Below are 17,926 nucleotides of genomic sequence, written 5' to 3'. Positions count from 1 at the left end.
ACATGACAAATACCATACATTGGCTAGGAGCAGGATTATCTTCTGCACCTGGTATTATTGAACTAGCGAAGAAATCTACACCCCTTATTGTTTGGAATCGCAGTTTAGTAAAAGCAGAACAAGCACTGAAAAATGATGAGGTGCAGATTGATGTACGTGAATTAGACTGGGATGTATTAACTGAAATAGTTAAACCCGGTGATGTACTGGTTTCTATGTTACCAGCAACCTTGCATTTAACTGTTGCACAGTTTTGTTTGAAGCATAAAGCTCACTTTGTTTCTAGCAGCTATATAGCACCAGAAATGGCTGAATTAAATTCACAGGCAAAGGACTTGGAGCTATGTTTTGTTAATGAGGTGGGTTTAGATCCAGGTATTGATCATTTACTCGCGCATTTACTGGTTGATAGTTACCAAAACAGTGAGCAATGTTCATCTAGCAATCAGCATTACTTCCGCTCTTACTGTGGTGGTTTCCCTAAAGTTGCCAATGATTTTAAATATAAATTTAGCTGGTCACCATTAGGTGTACTCAAAGCATTGCGCTCAAAAGCACAATGGCAAGCAGATGGTATGGTTAAAACCTCAAATGCTCCATGGGAAGCACTAAGTGAATATCAAGCGAAGTTATCTGATCATAGTGAAACTTTTCAAGCGTATCCTAATAGAGACTCACTGCCATTTATCAAGCAGTATAATTTTCAAGATGATTGGGATGTGCAAGAGTTTGTTCGTGGCACGTTACGCCTCAATGGCTGGTCAACAGCATGGCAACCATTATTTGATGAAATAGCTACGTTAGAAGGCCGTAGTGGCGAACAGCGTTTACTGGAAATTAGTCGAGAGCTTGAGCAAAAATATCTTTATGACGACAATGAAGCCGATCGCGTAGTGATGTGCGTAGAGTTAGAAGTTCGTCAGGCTGGCAACGTTGTTTGGCATCAAAGTTATTATCTAGATAGCCAAGGAAATGCACAAGGACAAGCCATGGCTCGTTTAGTGTCGTTGCCAGTAAGTTTTGCTATTGAGTCGGTACTTAATAATCAAATACCTACAGGTGTGAGTGCTGCGCCAGAAGAGCCTGAACGTATTAACCAATGGTTATCAGCGCTGACGGCTAATGGAGATTCAATAGGTCATCATAATCATTTAGATAAATAAGTGAATTAACAAAAACGCCGATTAACTATTTAATCGGCGTTTTTGTTTAAGCAACTTAAAATAAATAAATAAAAATAAAAACAGGGATAAACATGATAGAAAATAAACAGAAACCGACATTACTCGATGCCTTATTTCCTATTGCTATATTAGTGTGTTTGCTTGTTTTAGCTGTTTACTTTTTTGGTGATGACTCTTCCTCAGGGCCTAACCAAATAGCCTTGATGTTATGCGCAGGTGTTGCTTGTCTTATTGGTTTAAAAAATGGCAATAAACGTCACGAAATTGAAGCAGGTATTACCAAAGGTATTAGCTTAACTTTAGGGGCTATTTTAATTTTGTTGGCTGTTGGTTCGCTCATCGGCACTTGGTTATTAGCGGGTACTGTACCCACTATGATTTACTTTGGTTTACAAATTTTAGCGCCAGAGTATTTTTATGTTAGTTGTTGTGTCCTTTGTGCATTAGTGGCGTTGTGTATCGGCAGTAGTTGGACGGTAGCTGCCACTATAGGTGTGGCGTTAATGGGCGTTTCTTCAGGTTTGGATGCATCGGGTCCTATGACCGCAGGGGCAATTATCAGCGGAGCCTATTTTGGTGACAAACTATCACCCTTGTCTGATACTACCAATCTTGCGCCAGCTATTGCTGGGACTGAGTTGTTCATTCATATTAAAAATATGTTGTGGAGTACTGTACCCAGTTTTGCCATTACCTTGATCATCTTTTTCTTTTTAGGATTAAATAGTGCCGCGCAATCATCAAATACACAAATTGATCAACTGCTATTGAGTTTAGAAAGTGAATTCTTTATTGCATGGTATTTACTGCTTCCTTTGGTTATCACGCTTTTTTTAGCGGTTAAAAAAATGCCAGCATTTCCTGCCATCGGCATTGGTGCTATTGCTGGCGCTGTATGGGCGGTGCTATTTCAGCAAGACCTAATTATTTCTTATGCCAACGATGGCTTAACAACCGTTGAAGCCAATATCATGGTGGTGTGGCAAGTGATGTACTCCGGCGTATCACTTGATACTGGCAATAAAGTCATTGATGATTTACTCAGCGGCGGCGGTATGGGCTCTATGCTTAATACTATTTGGCTAATCATATCAGCCATGACTTTTGGTTCAATCATGGAGACAGTAGGGCTATTAAAGCGCGTGGTTGAAAGTTTAATCGGGGTAACAAACAGCGTAGGCTCATTAATTTCAACCACAATAATCACTGCTTTTGGCACTAACTGTGTTGCAGCGGATCAATATATTGCTATTGTTATGCCGGGTAGAATGTTTAAAGACGAATACAAGCGACGAGAACTAGCACCTGAAAACTTATCACGTGCGCTGGAAGATGGAGGCACGGTAACTTCACCACTTATCCCTTGGAATACTTGTGGTGCTTATATGCAGTCGGTGTTACTGATCAATCCATTGGAATATGCGGTATTTTGTTTCTTTAATTGGTTATCACCTATTATCGGTATTATTTGCGCGTTTGCGGGGTTTAAAGTTAAAGCATTATTGGTAAAAAAGCCGAATGATGGCGCGGTGTTAAGTGATTCATTGGTAAATACCAATTAACTTGAACGTTGAAAAATGGCTTTTTGGGTAAAACACTAGCGTCTTAATCGTTAAAGGTTTAGCTCACTAGTGTTCTTTAATGTTTTATACGTTAGTTTTTACTAGCTTAGTTAAGCCCAATTCAAGCACTTTGATAAACTTATCAGTGTCAGCTTCATTAAAAGCTAACGGCGGCTTAATTTTGAGAATGTTATAAAATGGGCCTTCTGTACTGAGTAAAATGTGATGTTGCTTGAAGAACTCCACTAACCATGAGGTTTTTTCGGTGGCAGGTTGTTTTGTTGTGCGGTTTTCGACTAATTCAACGCCAATGAACAAACCTAAACCACGAACATCACCAATTAATTCAAAACGTTGTTTTAGTTCTTTTAGTTTATCTTGGAAATGTTTCCCAGTTGCTAAGGCATGAACTTGAAGCTGCTCTTGTTCAATAACATCAAGTACCGCCATACCTATAGCACAAGAAACTGGATTACCACCAAAAGTATTAAAGTATTCCATGCCATTAACAAAAGCATCAGCAATAGCTTGTGTGGTAATAACTGCTGCCATTGGGTGACCATTGCCAATAGGTTTTCCTAAGGTGACGATATCAGGAACGACGTCTTGAGTTTCAAATGCCCACATATGTGTACCAACACGGCCAAAGCCAACTTGTACTTCATCAGCAATACAAACACCACCGGCGTCACGAACTTGTTGATATACTGAAGATAAATAGCCGTCAGGCATAATTATTTGCCCAGCAACACCTTGCAGTGATTCACAGATAAATGCACTAGGCTTCTTACCTGCTTGAGCTAATTGAGCAAGGGTGTCTTTAACGCTGTTCGCATAACCTTGAGCAGATTCAGCACTATTACCTTGAAATTCACCACGGTAAGGATCAGGTAAGGTCACTTTATGCACATATGGCTTTGCACCTTCGCCGCCAGGTCCATCAAATTTATAAGGACTGGCTTCAATACAAGCATTGGTATTACCGTGATAAGCACCATCAACCACTAGTAATTCGGTGCCTTTGGTGTAGCTTCTAGCTAAACGGAAAGCGAGTTCGTTGGCTTCACTACCAGAATTTACCAGCATACATACCGATAATTCTTCTGGCATAGTAGCGAGCAATTTGTCAGCGTAATTAACAATATTGTCATGCAAATAACGAGTATTGGTATTTAACTTAGCAAGTTGTGCTTGGCCTGCCGCAACCACTTTAGGATGACAATGACCCACATGACAAACATTGTTGACCATATCTAAATAAGGCGTCCCTTGTTCGGTGAACAAATAAGCACCTTGGCCACGCACCATTTTCAAGGGCTCTTGGTAACTTAAACTTAATGTTTTACCTAAATGTTTTTTACGATAACTAATAATATCTTCAGCTTTATTACCGCTATCAACTGGCAGTTGACACGCTTGACGTAATTGGCACAACACCGCATAAGGATTTAACGTAACGAGCTGTTCAAGTAACTGCCATGCGGGTTTTACTGAGACTAATAAATACTCATTATCGGGCTGTTGTTCAATCGCTAATGCAGAATTACAAACCGTGGTACATAAACGCAAAGCAACTAATGAATAGAGTACTTCTAATTCGATATCAAGTAGTGGTCTAATCTTATGATAACCAGCTACGATGGTTTTGAAGGTACTAAGGATATCCTCTTGAGCCTTTTTTTCACCCATCAAAGCATAAGCACAGGTTATCGCTAACTCATTAATAATATGGCTATGCACCATATCGCCAAAGTCAATAATGCCCGATATTCTTTTGGGAGTTTCGATGTTGTCCACTAACAAGTTGTAGTCATTGGCATCGTTGTGAATAACGCCTTGTGGCAATTGGGATAAAACCGGCATGGTTTGCGTTTGATATAGCGTTAGAAATTTCTCGACAATACTGGCTTTTTCTTCTTTAAGTAAATGCTTTTTACTCATACAGACACGATAACCTTGCGCTAAATCCCAGTCTAAATAGCGAAAAGCACCGGGGTGATTAAAGTCTGTTAGGGCAATATCAATATTGGCAATAAATTGGCCTAAGTCAGACCAAAGGGCTTTGTTGTGAGTTAGAGGGTTGGCATCGGCATAAAACTGCCCTGGTATAAAAGTTAATACTCGTAAACAAAAGCTTGCTTGATGTGCATTTCTTATTGTTGTGATGCTTTCGCCTATGTGATTGTTTATTGCATGAGGAACATCACATTCTTTTTGTGTTAAATGAGCCATTGCCGCATTTTGCATTGCTAGCTCAAGTTTTGGCTCAGCTGAATTAGCAATTTTTACAATGTATTGCTCATTACTCTTAGTTGTCAGTAATAAGTTTTGATCACAATATCCGGGTAAGTTTTTTAGCTGCCCTGATAATTGGTACTGCTGAGCTAATAATTTAATTATCTCATTGTCAGAAAACGTTGGCGTTTTAACGGTAGTCATTGTTGCCTCTTTAAAATTTAACCTGAGTGTTAGCACTCAGGTTTATTTATATAGCTTTATATCAGGTTATATAGGTGTGTTTTATATTATTTTACGTTAACTGTACGTGCCAGTTCCGGCACTTTTACGGTTGTTTAAACTGAACTTGATAAACGAAAATGGACTAAAGTAAAACCGTACTGATAACTTTTAGCGGGTATTGTATATTGTTCATGTACTAAACGTCCCCAAGAAGTATCACCGCCAACATGAAGGAAAACTTGTTTGTTCTTCCATGATTTAGGCAAAGCGAAGGACTTACGATAAGAGCCAATAGGATTATATTCTTTTGGCGCATCAGGCCAAGTGGTAGTGAATGGGAAACGTTCATCTAAATAAATAGGGTAACCAAAACCATCTGCTTCCCAGTTTCCAGGAACAGGGATTTGCTGCCATTTACTATCATTTAAGTTAGCTGTTTCAAAGGCATTAGGTTTGTTTTTTGGTGAACGTTGCCAATTAAATTTCCATAAGCCATTAAGAAGTAGATAATTATTACTTTGTTCCTTGCTATCAGCAAGCGCAGCATCACGTGATTGAAATGGAAACAATGATGCATGTGGTGCTTCTTTGTTAATGGAAAATATTTTATTATCTTCCCAAGGCTCACGTGTTTGGCTCTGGGTATCAGAACTAAATAACAACAACGAGGCCAATGCTATATTAACAACTAGTAATGACTTTATCATAAAGAAAACATCTTAAATTATATACAATAGTATTTATAATACAATTAAAAAGGGTAGAAGCAAGTGCTTTCTGATGAAAGTTACGTAATATTACTTTTTCTAAAACTAAATAGGCCAAATCTCATAACATTTATGCAGCGGAGGACGCTGAATAAATGTTTGATGGGGTAAAATAAACTAGAGTATTCAAGCGAACTCATTTATCATACAAATAACAATTATTGTATATAATTAAATTATTTAGCACTCAGTTGCCTAAAACTTAATGTAAAAAAGAGTATATCCATAACATGGAATCATCACATCGTAATTTAACCCAACAAGTTGTTCACGAATTGGGTAGAAAAATAATGGAAGGAAGTTATAAAGTCGGTGATAGTTTACCTTCTGAAGCGGATCTGTGTACCCAGTTCGATATAAGTAGAACGGCAACTCGAGAAGCAGTTAAGATGTTAACTGCTAAAGGTTTAATCAGCTCTAGACCGAGACAAGGTATTAAAGTTGTTGATTCAAAGCACTGGAACTTATTTGATGTTGATGTACTTAACTGGATCCTATTAGGTAAGCCAGATTTATATCTCTTAAGGCATTTTTTACAGCTTCGTTTGGGTATAGAGCCTGAAGCTGCATATTTAGCAGCGCAATATGCTCAAGAAGATGAATTAACTGCTATTGAAAATGCTTTAGCAAGAATGAAGGATGCTACTAATGGTCAAGATGATACCCATGAAGCGGATATAGAGTTTCATCAAAGTGTGTTATCGGCTAGTAACAATCCATTTTTCATTCAATTAAAAAACTTTATTACCACAGCCCTTAAAGTCAATATACGTTTTACTAACAGAATGATCCCAGTAACGGTTGCTGAATATCAAGCCCATGTTGATATTTTTGAACTTATAAAAAATAAAAAACCTCAAGCTGCCTTTGATGCCGCGATGATCACACAAAGAGCAACTTTAGCTATTGTAAATGAACAAATCTCTGTGCTGGAAAATAAGGCACTCTAGTATCAGCTTGTTAAGTCAATTTAAAAGCCATTCAGCTTCTTAACTGGTGAGTGGTTTTTTGCATTTCTATGATGTAATAATTTTGCCAATACACCATTGTATTATAAATAGTATTATACTAATATCTGAAACTATTATTGTCGATTAGTGCTCATTAGTAATGTCCGATTTTGAAATGAAAGATCATTTAATATTGCAGCCACGGGTGTTGTTATTCTTTTATTTTTATAGGACTTGATCATAAACCATCTTAATATCAATGGAGTAAAGGAATGCCTCTTGGAATTATTGGCAGTAACCTCTGGCATGCAACGTCAAAAAAATTATTGAAAACAAACCGTTTAAATAAAGATAAGTCAGTCGATGTTGTTGTTATTGGGGGCGGATATACCGGCGTCTCATGTGCGTTGCGGCTTGCAGAAAAAGGCAGTAATGTTTTACTTTTAGAGGCTGGACATATTGGTGATGGCGGTTCAGGAAGAAACGTAGGCTTAGTTAATTCTGGGCTTTGGATGGAGCCAGATAAAGTCGAAAAGTTGCTTGGGCAAGTAGCAGGAATAAAGCTTAACCAAATGCTTGCTCGTGGCCCTGAATTTGTTTTTTCCAATATTGATAAGTACGATATTGATTGTGAATTAACCCAAACGGGTACCCTTCATTGTGCTCATTCAAATAGGGGGCTTGAAAATTTAAAAGAAAGACTACGGCAATACCGACTTAGAGGGCTGAATGTTGACCTGTTGTCTAAAGCTGAAACCGAAAACAAACTAGGTACGCCATTCTATAAAGGTGCTCTTCATTTTAGGGGGGCTGGCACTATTCAGCCGCTTTCTTATCTTCGAGGCTTAGCCTGTGCAGCAGTATCTGCCGGAGCATCTATTCATCAAATGACTCCTGTTACCGCAATTGCTCGCAATAATGAAACTTGGGAAATAAAAACGTTTGAGCACGTCATTAAAGCTGAAGCGGTTATATTGGCTACTAATGCTTACCATCAACATTTACATGTTAGTGCAGCCCCTATTTATACACCTGTACATTACTTTCAAACGGCAACTAAACCGCTTGATGAAGCATTATTAAAAAAAATCATCCCTGAGCAGCAAGGTTGCTGGGACACTGCAATGATAATGTCTTCTATTCGCCGAGACCAAGCGGGAAGGCTAATTCTAGGCGCTGTTGGCTCTCTTGATTTACCTTCAGGGTATATTCATTATAACTGGGCCCAACATAGACTGAAAAAGCTATACCCTTATTTAGGTGATATTGAGTTTGAACATGCATGGCATGGTCGTATCGCCTATTCAAATGACCATTTACCCCACATCGTAGAGTTTGGGCCTAATGCAATCAGTATTTTTGGCTACAGTGGTAGGGGGATTGCTCCAGGAACCGTTTTTGGTAGTGCCGTTGCGGAGTATATTCTTTCTGGTGATTTGTCATATTTACCCATAACACCGATGAGGTCATATACGGAAAAATTTACAAAGTTAAAAGGCGCATTTTATGAGTTTGGTGCAACGGCAATTCATGGATCCACTAGTTTTTTTTAGCATACAATTTTCATTTTTATATAATTAGGCTAAATGAAGGTATTGGTTACTGAAATTGCCGATTATAAAAGTATACGCCTAAATAAAATGATAGAAGATAACTGGTACTAGCAATCAGACAATCAGATAAGGTACTTAGCTTGATAACTAAAACAACGTTGGAAACAAGATTAATGACTATGGCATGTCAGTTGAAATTATTAATTTTGGTGCCAGAATTTAATCGATTAAATTTCCGATAAACTCCAAACCAACCCAAATGATACTGGGCTATGAGTCTGCAAAAGAATATCTAAATGATGAATTTTATTTAGGGGCAACCTGTGGCAGGGTATGTAATCGTATTTAGGGTGGTAAATTTCAACTCGACGATAAGCAATATCAATTGCCCTTAAACGACGGTGATAATTTTTTACATGGTGGATATGACAGTTTTTCTATTCGTTTATGGAAAATAGACAAAGCAAACCTTACTAACACTTCCGTCACATTATCCCTTATTTCTCCCTATGGCGATCAAGGTTTTCCAGGTGAATTAAGTTTATCTGTCTGTTACCAGTTAAGTGCGGATAATAAATTAAGCATTCAATATCTTGCTAATACTGACTTGACCACGGCCATCAATTTGACCAATCACTCTTACTTTAATCTAGGCGAAAATGACTGCCAATCATTACAGCTACAGATGATGTCATCGGCATTTCTTGAGATAGATGATAATAATATTCCAACAGGTAAGGTAGTTGCCGTTTCAAAGACAGATTATAATTTTCTAAAACCTGACTCAATTGGTAATCGACAACAATATACAAAAGATAAGTCTCTTAAACAAAAAAACGGTTTTGATCACTGTTTTATTTTACATAACGCGCTGTTTGAACAACCAAAAGTGATCCTTAAGTCAATAAAGAACCAAGTTAGCTTATCTGTTTATACGGATCAGCTAGCAATACAACTATATAGTGGCTTTTATTTAAGTGGTCATTTTAAGTCATATCAAGGCTTACGCTTGGAGGCGCAAAATTATACCGATGCAGAAAACAATAAACATTTCCCTAGCAATGTTTTGAAGCCAAATCATCTATATCAACGAAAGGTCATCTTTGGATTTTCCTCCATAGATGAGTTTAATAATTATCGGTCTAACGTAGCTCAATAAATAGCTATTTGACAATAATAATTTTTACATAAAAATATTCCTATGGCACTTTGGGGGGTGAAAGCGAGATAGACAAATTATTCTAATGTCAGCTACCCTTGAAGATAGCTGACATAAAAATGGAGTTTGTTGTTCTAATTATTAAGACCGCTTTGTGGTAGCTACTGCCCTTAACAACTCACTTTAATAAATTAGTAAATTCCAAATGAAGTAGCTCTTTTGTTAAGGACTTCTTGGTGCGCATTGCGGACGCTTGCCTCAAATTATTTGCCATATATATTCTAATGTGTTGTAAAACGTATTTATGACCCAATAGTGATATTAATGTGTATCTGACCCCATTTTTTATGTAAGCGAGGAATCATGCTTAAGATATTGAAGTCGCTGTTTTCAAGAAAAGAGAACGAGATTGATGCCTCATCATCAAGTGCCCCTGCGATTGAGAAAAAATCTGTTACAGAGTACTTTCAAGAGGAACTTGATTTATGCCCATTTATCAAAAAAGAATGTCATAGCATAGTAATTAAACACCTGTCTCATGAATTGAGTTTGATAAAAACAGACAACAAACTAACAGCTGAAGAGAAAAAATCCATTGGTATCAACCCTCGTCAAGCTATAACGAAAGAACTAGTAGCGGTACTAACTGAGGAAGGCCTAAAGCTTAAATACCCAAAAGGGGTTTTGGCTGATATTTACAATAAGGCTTCTTGTGAAAAATCTTGGGATGACCAATTTATCAAAGCACTAGAGAGTAATTTTGTGAATAGCTTTGTTTTAAAGAATGCTGGTACTAATGAACATTGTAAATTTTGTTTGTCAAAATTTGATCAGGAAATGCGACTAACAACTCAGGTTTTAAAATCTTTTCATGATAATTGTAAGTGTAACCCTTATAAGAAATCATATATTAACCCCGTAATTAAATTTTAATGTATGCAATGTGGTAAGAGTTAACATTAACAACTCAATTAAATCGAATTACTGAGATAGGAAACGGAAAATGGATGAATATATAGATATTGATAATGATAATATTTTAGTAGAAATATCCGAGGTAGAGATACAGGAAAATGGTTATGTAACTTTTCTTAAAAATGGGGTTTTTAATGTTATGGCTGCAACCTATTTTGATCGAAGATTTCAGATAGTCGACGAATAGAAAACGGGCAAAACAATATACCGCTAAGGACTTCTTGGTGCGCATTGGGGACGTTAGGCTATGATTTTTTTCCATATATTTTCTAATGTATCGGTTAAAAGTCATGTCAGTATTACGAGGTATAACTCGGTCGTTTTTAGCAGCACCCAAACAAATGTATTGTTACTATATGGATAATTAGAATGCTTTATATAATCTTATAAGTTAAAGGTTTTATTTATTAGATAAAACTAATCTAATACTATTTCAGTACGGGCTTGTTTATTTATACAGTCCTTAGTGTTTTTGTTAGTTTTCGTGAAAGAAGGCATAAACCTGTATTTTACACATCAATCAGTTCAGTAGTGGCTGGTAACTTATTGATTTAACATTCGTTATAGGTTACTGTGATTTTTTACAAAAATGAAAGAAGGGATTAACCCGTGTTTAAACATTGGTTTCACCCTTCTAATAAGCTGTTATTTGGCACCACGAAATCACGTTAATATTTATGTGTAAGAGCGGTGTTTTCTAAAATGGTTTAGTGAGTTACGCCTCAGTTTTCGCCTGATCAGTTAGGTTAAAGCCGCTAATAGGCTTTACTGTTTTAGACATTATTTGTTGTAAAGCCATTAGCTAAATTAGCTTTTGTGTTTTGCTCAAAATTCACTGTTTGGTTAGTCGTGGCGCTGGGCACTTTTTGCTTCTACGGTCGGGCTGCCAAATTAGTAAAAGCTCTTGTTTTCGTTGGTAGTTTTCCGCTACCATCAAATAACAAGAAAATTCAAACGGACACGTACAGTTTGCTCGCGCTCCGCGCAGTTTAGCAAAATGTACTTAGCCGCTTAATATAAGCGTTAGGTGCCCGATCAAGGTCGAGAGTACACATGCGAGGAAATCATGGAATCTGAACTGAAGGAATTAGAGCAGGAAATTAAGGAACTCAAAAAACGGTATCTATTATCTCTTGATGATAGTGTTGATGAAGAGATAAAGAAAATCAAAGAAGAATTGTTGTCGCCAATTATCAAATCGTCAAACGGCAAGTATTCAGACAAAACGGTTAGAGATGCGAAGGAGGCAAAAGAAAAGATATTTACAGTTAACTCTGATGTATCCGCGACTGTCATTACTGTAGCCTCATCGATGTTGGAGTTCGAACTTTCAGCCACTGGAGTTGTCGCTGATACCCTAGAAAAGACCATGGAAAATTTTTCCAATTATCTTGACTCAGTCAACGACAGGATCTTAGGAAATATGCCTGGTAAATCAGAAGATGATTTAGAAGCCAGCCTGGATGATATTTCTCAATCGTACGACTTGAATTCGATTAGAGTTTCAAGATCAATTGCTAGGGTGTTAGAAACATCGCTGAGAGCAAAGGAGTTGCATACTCAATTAATTAGAGAGTTTTCAGGAGAGAAACTAAGTAAGCCAATCAGCCAAGTATTTGAAGATTTGGTAAAAGGAGCAGGAACAGACGCAAAGGATGAAACCGAGAAGGCATTATGGAAGGAGTTTCTTAAGATCGTTCAAGAGATGATAACGATTGTCATAGAGGAAGAATCCCCGATACACAAATTTCCTCGTTACGTAAAGAAGTTGCGAAATGCTTTGGGCGAACGAGAGTTGGACTTATCCGCGGGAGGGGCGGCCGAACTAATCAACATACTTATATCATATCTAGAAAAAATTGAGCTGCTCATAAACAAACTGAAAGAAATAGCAGATCGCAATAGTCAGCTTAATCACGAGATATTGGCAGGTGAAAGCACCTAACAAGGGTTTTCAAGTCGGACAAATTACAGTTGGCTTTTTGTTCGTGCCTCACTTATTTTAGCCAACTGCAATTTGCCGCTTAAAACGGCGTTAGTATTCTAGTGAACATTTGGAGGTACATTAGTGGAACATTATCCTAGGCAGTGGGGCAACTATGATGGCTTTGTAAAAGCTCATGCATACAGTCGATTTGATTTTGTTGGTGGTGAGGGTGATATAAATCGATTTGGATCTAGATTCAGGTTAGCTTCGTCTTTTAAAAGCCTTGAGTTAGATGGTTACAAAGAACCTACAGAAAATGGTTACAGTGCTCTCTGTAGAGTGTTTTTATGTTGGTCTGTCTATGAGATTTTCTTACCACTTATGGGGTTAAAGCCAAATAACACAGCTACTTTATTGTCAAAATACGATTCCAACGGTTTGGCAACCAAGATTAAAGAATTAGACAGCGATAACAAGTTTTACCAGTTTATTTACGAACGCGTGAATAAGAAACATAAAACAGAACTAGATAAATACTTTAACTCAGACCCTTGCAACCCACAGTACCTAGCTTCTGCGATACGTCATATATTTTCTCATGGCCAATTAACACCAAACGCAAATGAAGTATTGCCAGAAACAGTAGTTAGCATTTGTAATCTTCTGTCTGAATTTTTAATAAAAGTGATGGACGATTCGTTCTCGGCTGTAATTGATAGAGAATTAGCAATCATGCAGGAAGAATACTAACCGAGAGTACGTATGGAAACAACAAAGTATATACACGAGCAAATAAAATATGCACTTGATTATCGTTTACTACGGCATCCAATAATTTGGATCGCAGGAGCATTATTCTTTTTATCAATAATATTTTTTGCGTTTGGCACAATTAAATTCCAATCATTAGCAATAGATATAGATAAACAAGGAAAAGAAGCGTTAGATAGATCTATTTCACACATAAAATTAGTTTCAGATGATGCAAAGAGTAGTATTAATAAAGCTAAGCAAACATCACTCCGAAATATAAGTATTGCTGAGAATATAGAAGTAGAAAGTCTAAAAGCCAAATCACTTCCAATAATAAGTAATGGGTTAAAATTAATTAAGTTAGAGTCAGAAAAAGCAATTATTCTTATTCAGTCTGAGGGTGAAATAGCCATTTCTAACCGTATCGAAGAGTTAAAAACTGAAGTAGATAAACTTGAATCAAGTTTAGAAAATGCAAATCAAAAAATTCTACAATTACAAAAAAACAAAGTAAAAATAGATGAAGGCAAGTATGAAATTGAGCAACTCCTTAATGATTGGGAATCAATCAAAAAACAAGGGAACTCTTGGGAGGAATCATTAATACGTTCGATTGATAATTGGCGTGTATTACTCATAGAGCTTTTATTTGTTGGATTAATTTCATTATTATTATCCTATATTTTAATTAAACGAAAAAGCACCTAACAAGTTGCTTAAACGGAATAAAAACAGTTGGCCATCGCTTCGCGATTATAGCCAACCATTTTTATCCGCTTAGCAAGGCGTTAGTTGCCCAAATTATACATCGGAGTTATGTTGCGCGAAATTAAAGTCAATACATGGAATAGGTATACAACTGCAAATTTTACTGTTGTTCCCAAGGTAATGGGAACAAAGCATGAGTTTGAATTTGAATCATTTAACATCACCATAAACATACCACCAGAAGATTCAGCTAATCGTGATGAAGGTTTTGATCAGGTCGCATATTTAGGTTGTTGGAGAGAAGATGAAGGAATTAAAATACCTTTAGAGTACGAAGTCCATAAAGTTGATCTAAATATTGAAGTGAAAGAACTTCAAAATATTCCAGAAGAAGCGTCAAATACCAGTAACGTAGACTCCAGTATTTATGACAAAGAGAAACGCGAACTTCTAGATAAAGTTTCTGATAGATATGAATTGATTGCTAATCGAGCATTTACTTATTGGTTGGAAATATTGCAGTGGTCTTCAAATGCCCCATTGCTTGGAGTCGGTTCACCATCATCTAACCTGTCTGGTTGGGGAACATATCTAATCGACCCTCATACTAACAATCGAGTGTATTCGAGCACAAACCGTATTACGGTTCAAAGAACTGCTCTCGTAACTGATGAAAACTGGTGTTTGACTCTTAATCGAGTTCAAAACCAGGCAGAACTTCCAATGTATATTAAGTTTCTACATGATGCTCATGTGTCCATACGATCTGGCAATATACATCGAGCCACAGTAGAACTAGCTTTATGTAGTGAAAATTATTTAAGGTATTCAGTATTTGAACTTATCCCACAAAATTTAATGGACGATTTTGTTCAATTTATTGAGGAAGCAAATATAAATCAATACTTAAACCGTTTTTTCAAAAACGCCTTAGGACCAGAGGATAAAGTTAAATTTAATCCATTGAAAAACGAGCTATCCTCCCTATTTGACAGGAGGAATAAGTACATGCATATGGGGAAAATGAAGGATATTACTTCAGAACGCTATGAACGATATCTAATGGCAGTTAAAGAGCTGTTGCAGATCAAATTGGTAAATTGTGTACAGGGCAACTAACAAGTCATTACAGCAGGACAAATAACCGTTGGCTTTTGCTCCTGCGTCGCTTATTTTAGCCAACAATTATTTGCCTCTTAATGAGGCGTTATCGATACAAAATCTAATCCAACCTGTCTAATTATCTGTAATTGCTAATGTCAGCAATGTGGTACTAACCGCCCTTAACATCTCATTTTAAAAAAATTAGTGAATTCCAAATTAATTAGCCCTTTTTTTAAGGGCTTCTTGGTGCGCTTAGCTGACATTAGTATTTAGTTTTTTGCCATATATTTTCTAATGTTTTTTTATAATATTACTGATATTTCTCAGTAATATTCAATAATGGTTAAAATAACAGCAAAAACAAAAATTAAGAGTTTGAAATTAAAGAGTTTTACGATAGATTATAATGCAATCGAGTAGATGGGGATTACTGAGACGTCTACATAATAAATGCTTAATTGTTATGCATACAGGTAAGTAATATGGCAGGTGGAAATATACATTGTGGAAGTTAGATAAAAACCCATGGTAGATACTTTATACAATAATAACGCAAAAATCATTAGCCAGGTCGGGCAGTATATTTATGACCATAGCGACTGGACTATCAGCTTGGACGACCTGGCAAATTATACAGGCTTTTCCAAGTACCATTTTAACCGCATATTTTTTGCAGCGACGGGTTACCAGTTGGGTGAGTTCATCCAGCGGCAAAAACTGGAAAAGGCACTGCACTTAATTAAACAGGGAAATCACAATATTATCGATGTCGCTCTTAGCGTCGGCTATGATTCCCCTTCATCTTTTTCTAGGGCGTTTAAAAAGAACTTCTCTGTTACACCAAGCGACGTAGTTCAAGGTAATTTGCCGATCAATGATCGTGCTGGCAGCCTAAAACCTAGAAAAATACTAAAAGACCAAAAATTGGAACCTGTTTGGAAAACGTTACCTGAGCAAAACGTGTACGGTTTCTATGGCAAAGGTTTTAATGAGCAATCATTTTCCGCGGTGGCTGGAGAGTTATACGGCCGTCTAGCCGCTATGGCCGAGCCGCTAAGTTATGGGGCGTTACAGCCTATTGGCGTTTCTGTTGATAACCCGTGGACCGGAGAGCAAACTGAAAGCCGTTTTTTTGCTGGCTTTGTTGAAGGTCTGTCCGCTCACCATGAAAAACTGGTAGCTTTTAAATGGCGGGCCGGCCGATGGGCCTGTTTCACGCATACAGGTCCGCACAATTGCATGTGGCAAACTATTTCTCAGGTTTATGCGCAATGGGTCCTACCTAATAACATCAAGCTTAAAGACCAACAAATTGTGCAGCTATATCTGAATAACCCCATGAAAACTGAGCCTGAAGCACTTAAAACGGAGTTATATTTTGCAGTTGAAGGTTTCGCAATAGAAGACATTGCCGCAGAAGAGAAAGCTTAAAATTCTGCCTGAAGTGACACCTTTCTCACGAAACGCACTTTCTGCACAGCTCAATCATAATAATGCATGTATATTTGCAGCATAGAATGTTCAATGAAAATAAATAGAGAGAACTATGAACCACATAATAACTAAACTTTGCTGTACTTGTCTTACGTTACTTACTCTTTTTGTCAGTGCTCAAGCTTTCTCTAGCGGTGCAATGAAACTGAAGACAACAGAAGTCGACTTTATTAATCAGCAAGTGAATCGACCAACTAAAATCAAGTTTTGGTATCAAGGTGGTGCAGAACCTTGTGAAGCGACGATTTGCTTATCACCGAAGCAAAGTAGTCATCGAGTTGCTATTATCTCTCATGGAGCCTTTGGCTCTCCTCGTGAAATGAACTGGCTGGGCTATGCATTAGCCTCGCAAGGCTGGGTTGTTGCTGGGGTAGCTCATTTTGGTGAGTCCTGGGTTTATGGAGCTGAGAATATCGACCCCAGTTCGGCTATGCGCTTCTGGCAGCGCCCACAAGATGTAAGCTTTGCGATCGATAGCTTATCTGACGAGGGGCTGTTTAATACCTCGCTTAAAACGGACAAGATAATAATGCTTGGTCATTCTTCAGGCGGATTTACGTCCTTAGCAATGGCGGGAGCTAATTTAGAAGCGGGTAAGTCGGAAGCCTATTGCGTGTCAGAAAAGGCAAAAGATGATAAAGGCTGTGGCTATGGCCAGCAAAGTAAACGTAAGCCAATGAGTGAGGCAATGTTAAAGAAAATTGGTTTGCTACAAGAACAAATGCGAGACGAGCGAGTTGTAGCTGTTATCGCTTTAGATCCGGCCTTAGGTCATGCGGTTAGCGAACAGAGCCTAGAAAGTATTAAGGTTCCAGCTCTAATTCTGGGTTCTTTAGAAAATGACTTCCTGCCGTACACCGTACATTCCAAATATTATGCAAACCATATTCAAGGTGCAAATTTAGTAGGTATTGAACAAAACGCTGGTCACTTTGTGTACATCGACGAATGCGACTCTGAACGGGAAGTCAAAGGCGTATCTTTGTGTAAGGATAGAGAAGGTGTAGATCGCAAGGCAATACAGAAACAAATACTCGAGCATGTATTTGGCTTTATTTATAGAAATGGTTTTAGCTAAAAACCATAAAGTTCGAAAAAGGTGATGTTAAAAACTCGCCTTTTTTGTTTAGCAGAGCAACAATCTTCTGAATGTTTCTGATTATTTGAAGTAAAAACAGAACTAATAATAATTTTTGAATTAATGCATACAAGCACTTTAAGTCGGAACAAAAACAGTTGGCTTTGTTTCGTACCTCAACAAGTATAGCCAATAATTTTTGTCCGCTTAAGTGAGCGTTATCGATACAAAATCTAATTTGAAACCTAATTT

14 protein-coding genes and 1 pseudogene are annotated in these 17,926 nt (G+C 37.4%); 13 read left to right on the top strand and 2 right to left on the bottom strand.

Translation table 11 applies throughout. From position 1 onward, the window contains the following. Positions 1 to 2 precede the first annotated feature (2 nt). Positions 3 to 1,163: a saccharopine dehydrogenase family protein gene (locus tag HRT55_RS19515; protein ID WP_291623960.1), complete on the top strand. Its 1,161-nt coding sequence runs from the start codon at positions 3 to 5 to the stop codon at positions 1,161 to 1,163. A gap of 92 nt (positions 1,164 to 1,255) precedes the next feature. Continuing rightward, entirely contained in the window at positions 1,256 to 2,746 is a 1,491-nt protein-coding gene (gene nhaC, locus HRT55_RS19510) for a Na+/H+ antiporter NhaC (protein ID WP_291623957.1), read from the top strand. A gap of 84 nt (positions 2,747 to 2,830) precedes the next feature. Here nhaC and HRT55_RS19505 read toward each other — a convergent pair whose 3' ends face one another. Both HRT55_RS19505 and HRT55_RS19500 read right to left on the bottom strand, forming a co-directional pair. Beyond that, positions 2,831 to 5,185: an aminotransferase class III-fold pyridoxal phosphate-dependent enzyme gene (locus HRT55_RS19505; protein ID WP_291623955.1), complete on the bottom strand. Its 2,355-nt coding sequence runs from the start codon at positions 5,183 to 5,185 to the stop codon at positions 2,831 to 2,833. Between the two features lie 134 nt (positions 5,186 to 5,319). Further along, positions 5,320 to 5,913, bottom strand: coding sequence for a sugar-binding domain-containing protein (locus tag HRT55_RS19500; RefSeq protein WP_291623954.1), 594 nt, complete (start codon positions 5,911 to 5,913; stop codon positions 5,320 to 5,322). Positions 5,914 to 6,203: 290 nt separating this feature from the next. Here HRT55_RS19500 and HRT55_RS19495 point away from each other — a divergent pair, with 290 nt between their 5' ends. The 11 genes and pseudogenes from HRT55_RS19495 (at position 6,204) to HRT55_RS19445 (ending at position 17,674) form a co-directional block, all read left to right on the top strand. Then, positions 6,204 to 6,923 (top strand): FadR/GntR family transcriptional regulator, encoded by a 720-nt coding sequence (locus HRT55_RS19495; protein WP_291623951.1) that lies wholly within the window; start codon positions 6,204 to 6,206, stop codon positions 6,921 to 6,923. Between the two features lie 272 nt (positions 6,924 to 7,195). Next, positions 7,196 to 8,476, top strand: coding sequence for an FAD-binding oxidoreductase (locus HRT55_RS19490; protein ID WP_291623949.1), 1,281 nt, complete (start codon positions 7,196 to 7,198; stop codon positions 8,474 to 8,476). Positions 8,477 to 8,837: 361 nt separating this feature from the next. Continuing rightward, positions 8,838 to 9,635: pseudogene (locus tag HRT55_RS19485) on the top strand (galactose mutarotase); the annotation flags it as partial. A gap of 363 nt (positions 9,636 to 9,998) precedes the next feature. Beyond that, entirely contained in the window at positions 9,999 to 10,568 is a 570-nt protein-coding gene (locus tag HRT55_RS19480; RefSeq protein ID WP_287205420.1) for a hypothetical protein, read from the top strand. A gap of 70 nt (positions 10,569 to 10,638) precedes the next feature. Next, positions 10,639 to 10,797, top strand: coding sequence for a hypothetical protein (locus HRT55_RS19475; protein WP_287205419.1), 159 nt, complete (start codon positions 10,639 to 10,641; stop codon positions 10,795 to 10,797). 879 nt (positions 10,798 to 11,676) lie between these two features. After that, positions 11,677 to 12,555 carry a hypothetical protein gene (locus HRT55_RS19470; RefSeq protein ID WP_287205418.1) on the top strand — a complete coding sequence of 293 codons (879 nt, stop codon included), beginning with the start codon at positions 11,677 to 11,679 and terminating at the stop codon, positions 12,553 to 12,555. A gap of 123 nt (positions 12,556 to 12,678) precedes the next feature. After that, on the top strand, positions 12,679 to 13,287 hold the full coding sequence (locus tag HRT55_RS19465; protein WP_287205415.1) for a hypothetical protein: 609 nt from the start codon (positions 12,679 to 12,681) through the stop codon (positions 13,285 to 13,287). A gap of 12 nt (positions 13,288 to 13,299) precedes the next feature. Then, the gene (locus HRT55_RS19460; protein ID WP_287205413.1) at positions 13,300 to 13,998 is read left to right on the top strand and encodes a hypothetical protein; all 699 of its coding nucleotides are present in this window, start codon (positions 13,300 to 13,302) and stop codon (positions 13,996 to 13,998) included. A gap of 108 nt (positions 13,999 to 14,106) precedes the next feature. Further along, entirely contained in the window at positions 14,107 to 15,117 is a 1,011-nt protein-coding gene (locus HRT55_RS19455; protein ID WP_287205410.1) for a hypothetical protein, read from the top strand. Between the two features lie 510 nt (positions 15,118 to 15,627). After that, complete coding sequence (locus HRT55_RS19450) at positions 15,628 to 16,533, top strand: GyrI-like domain-containing protein (RefSeq protein WP_287205408.1); 906 nt, start codon at positions 15,628 to 15,630, stop codon at positions 16,531 to 16,533. 115 nt (positions 16,534 to 16,648) lie between these two features. Further along, positions 16,649 to 17,674 (top strand): hypothetical protein, encoded by a 1,026-nt coding sequence (locus HRT55_RS19445; protein ID WP_291623944.1) that lies wholly within the window; start codon positions 16,649 to 16,651, stop codon positions 17,672 to 17,674. The last annotated feature ends 252 nt before the right edge of the window (positions 17,675 to 17,926 follow it).

The organism is Colwellia sp. (assembly GCF_013214175.1).
Taxonomy (GTDB): domain Bacteria; phylum Pseudomonadota; class Gammaproteobacteria; order Enterobacterales; family Alteromonadaceae; genus Colwellia.
Note: the sequence above shows the minus strand (reverse complement) of the source record. Positions and strands in the feature narration are given on the sequence as shown.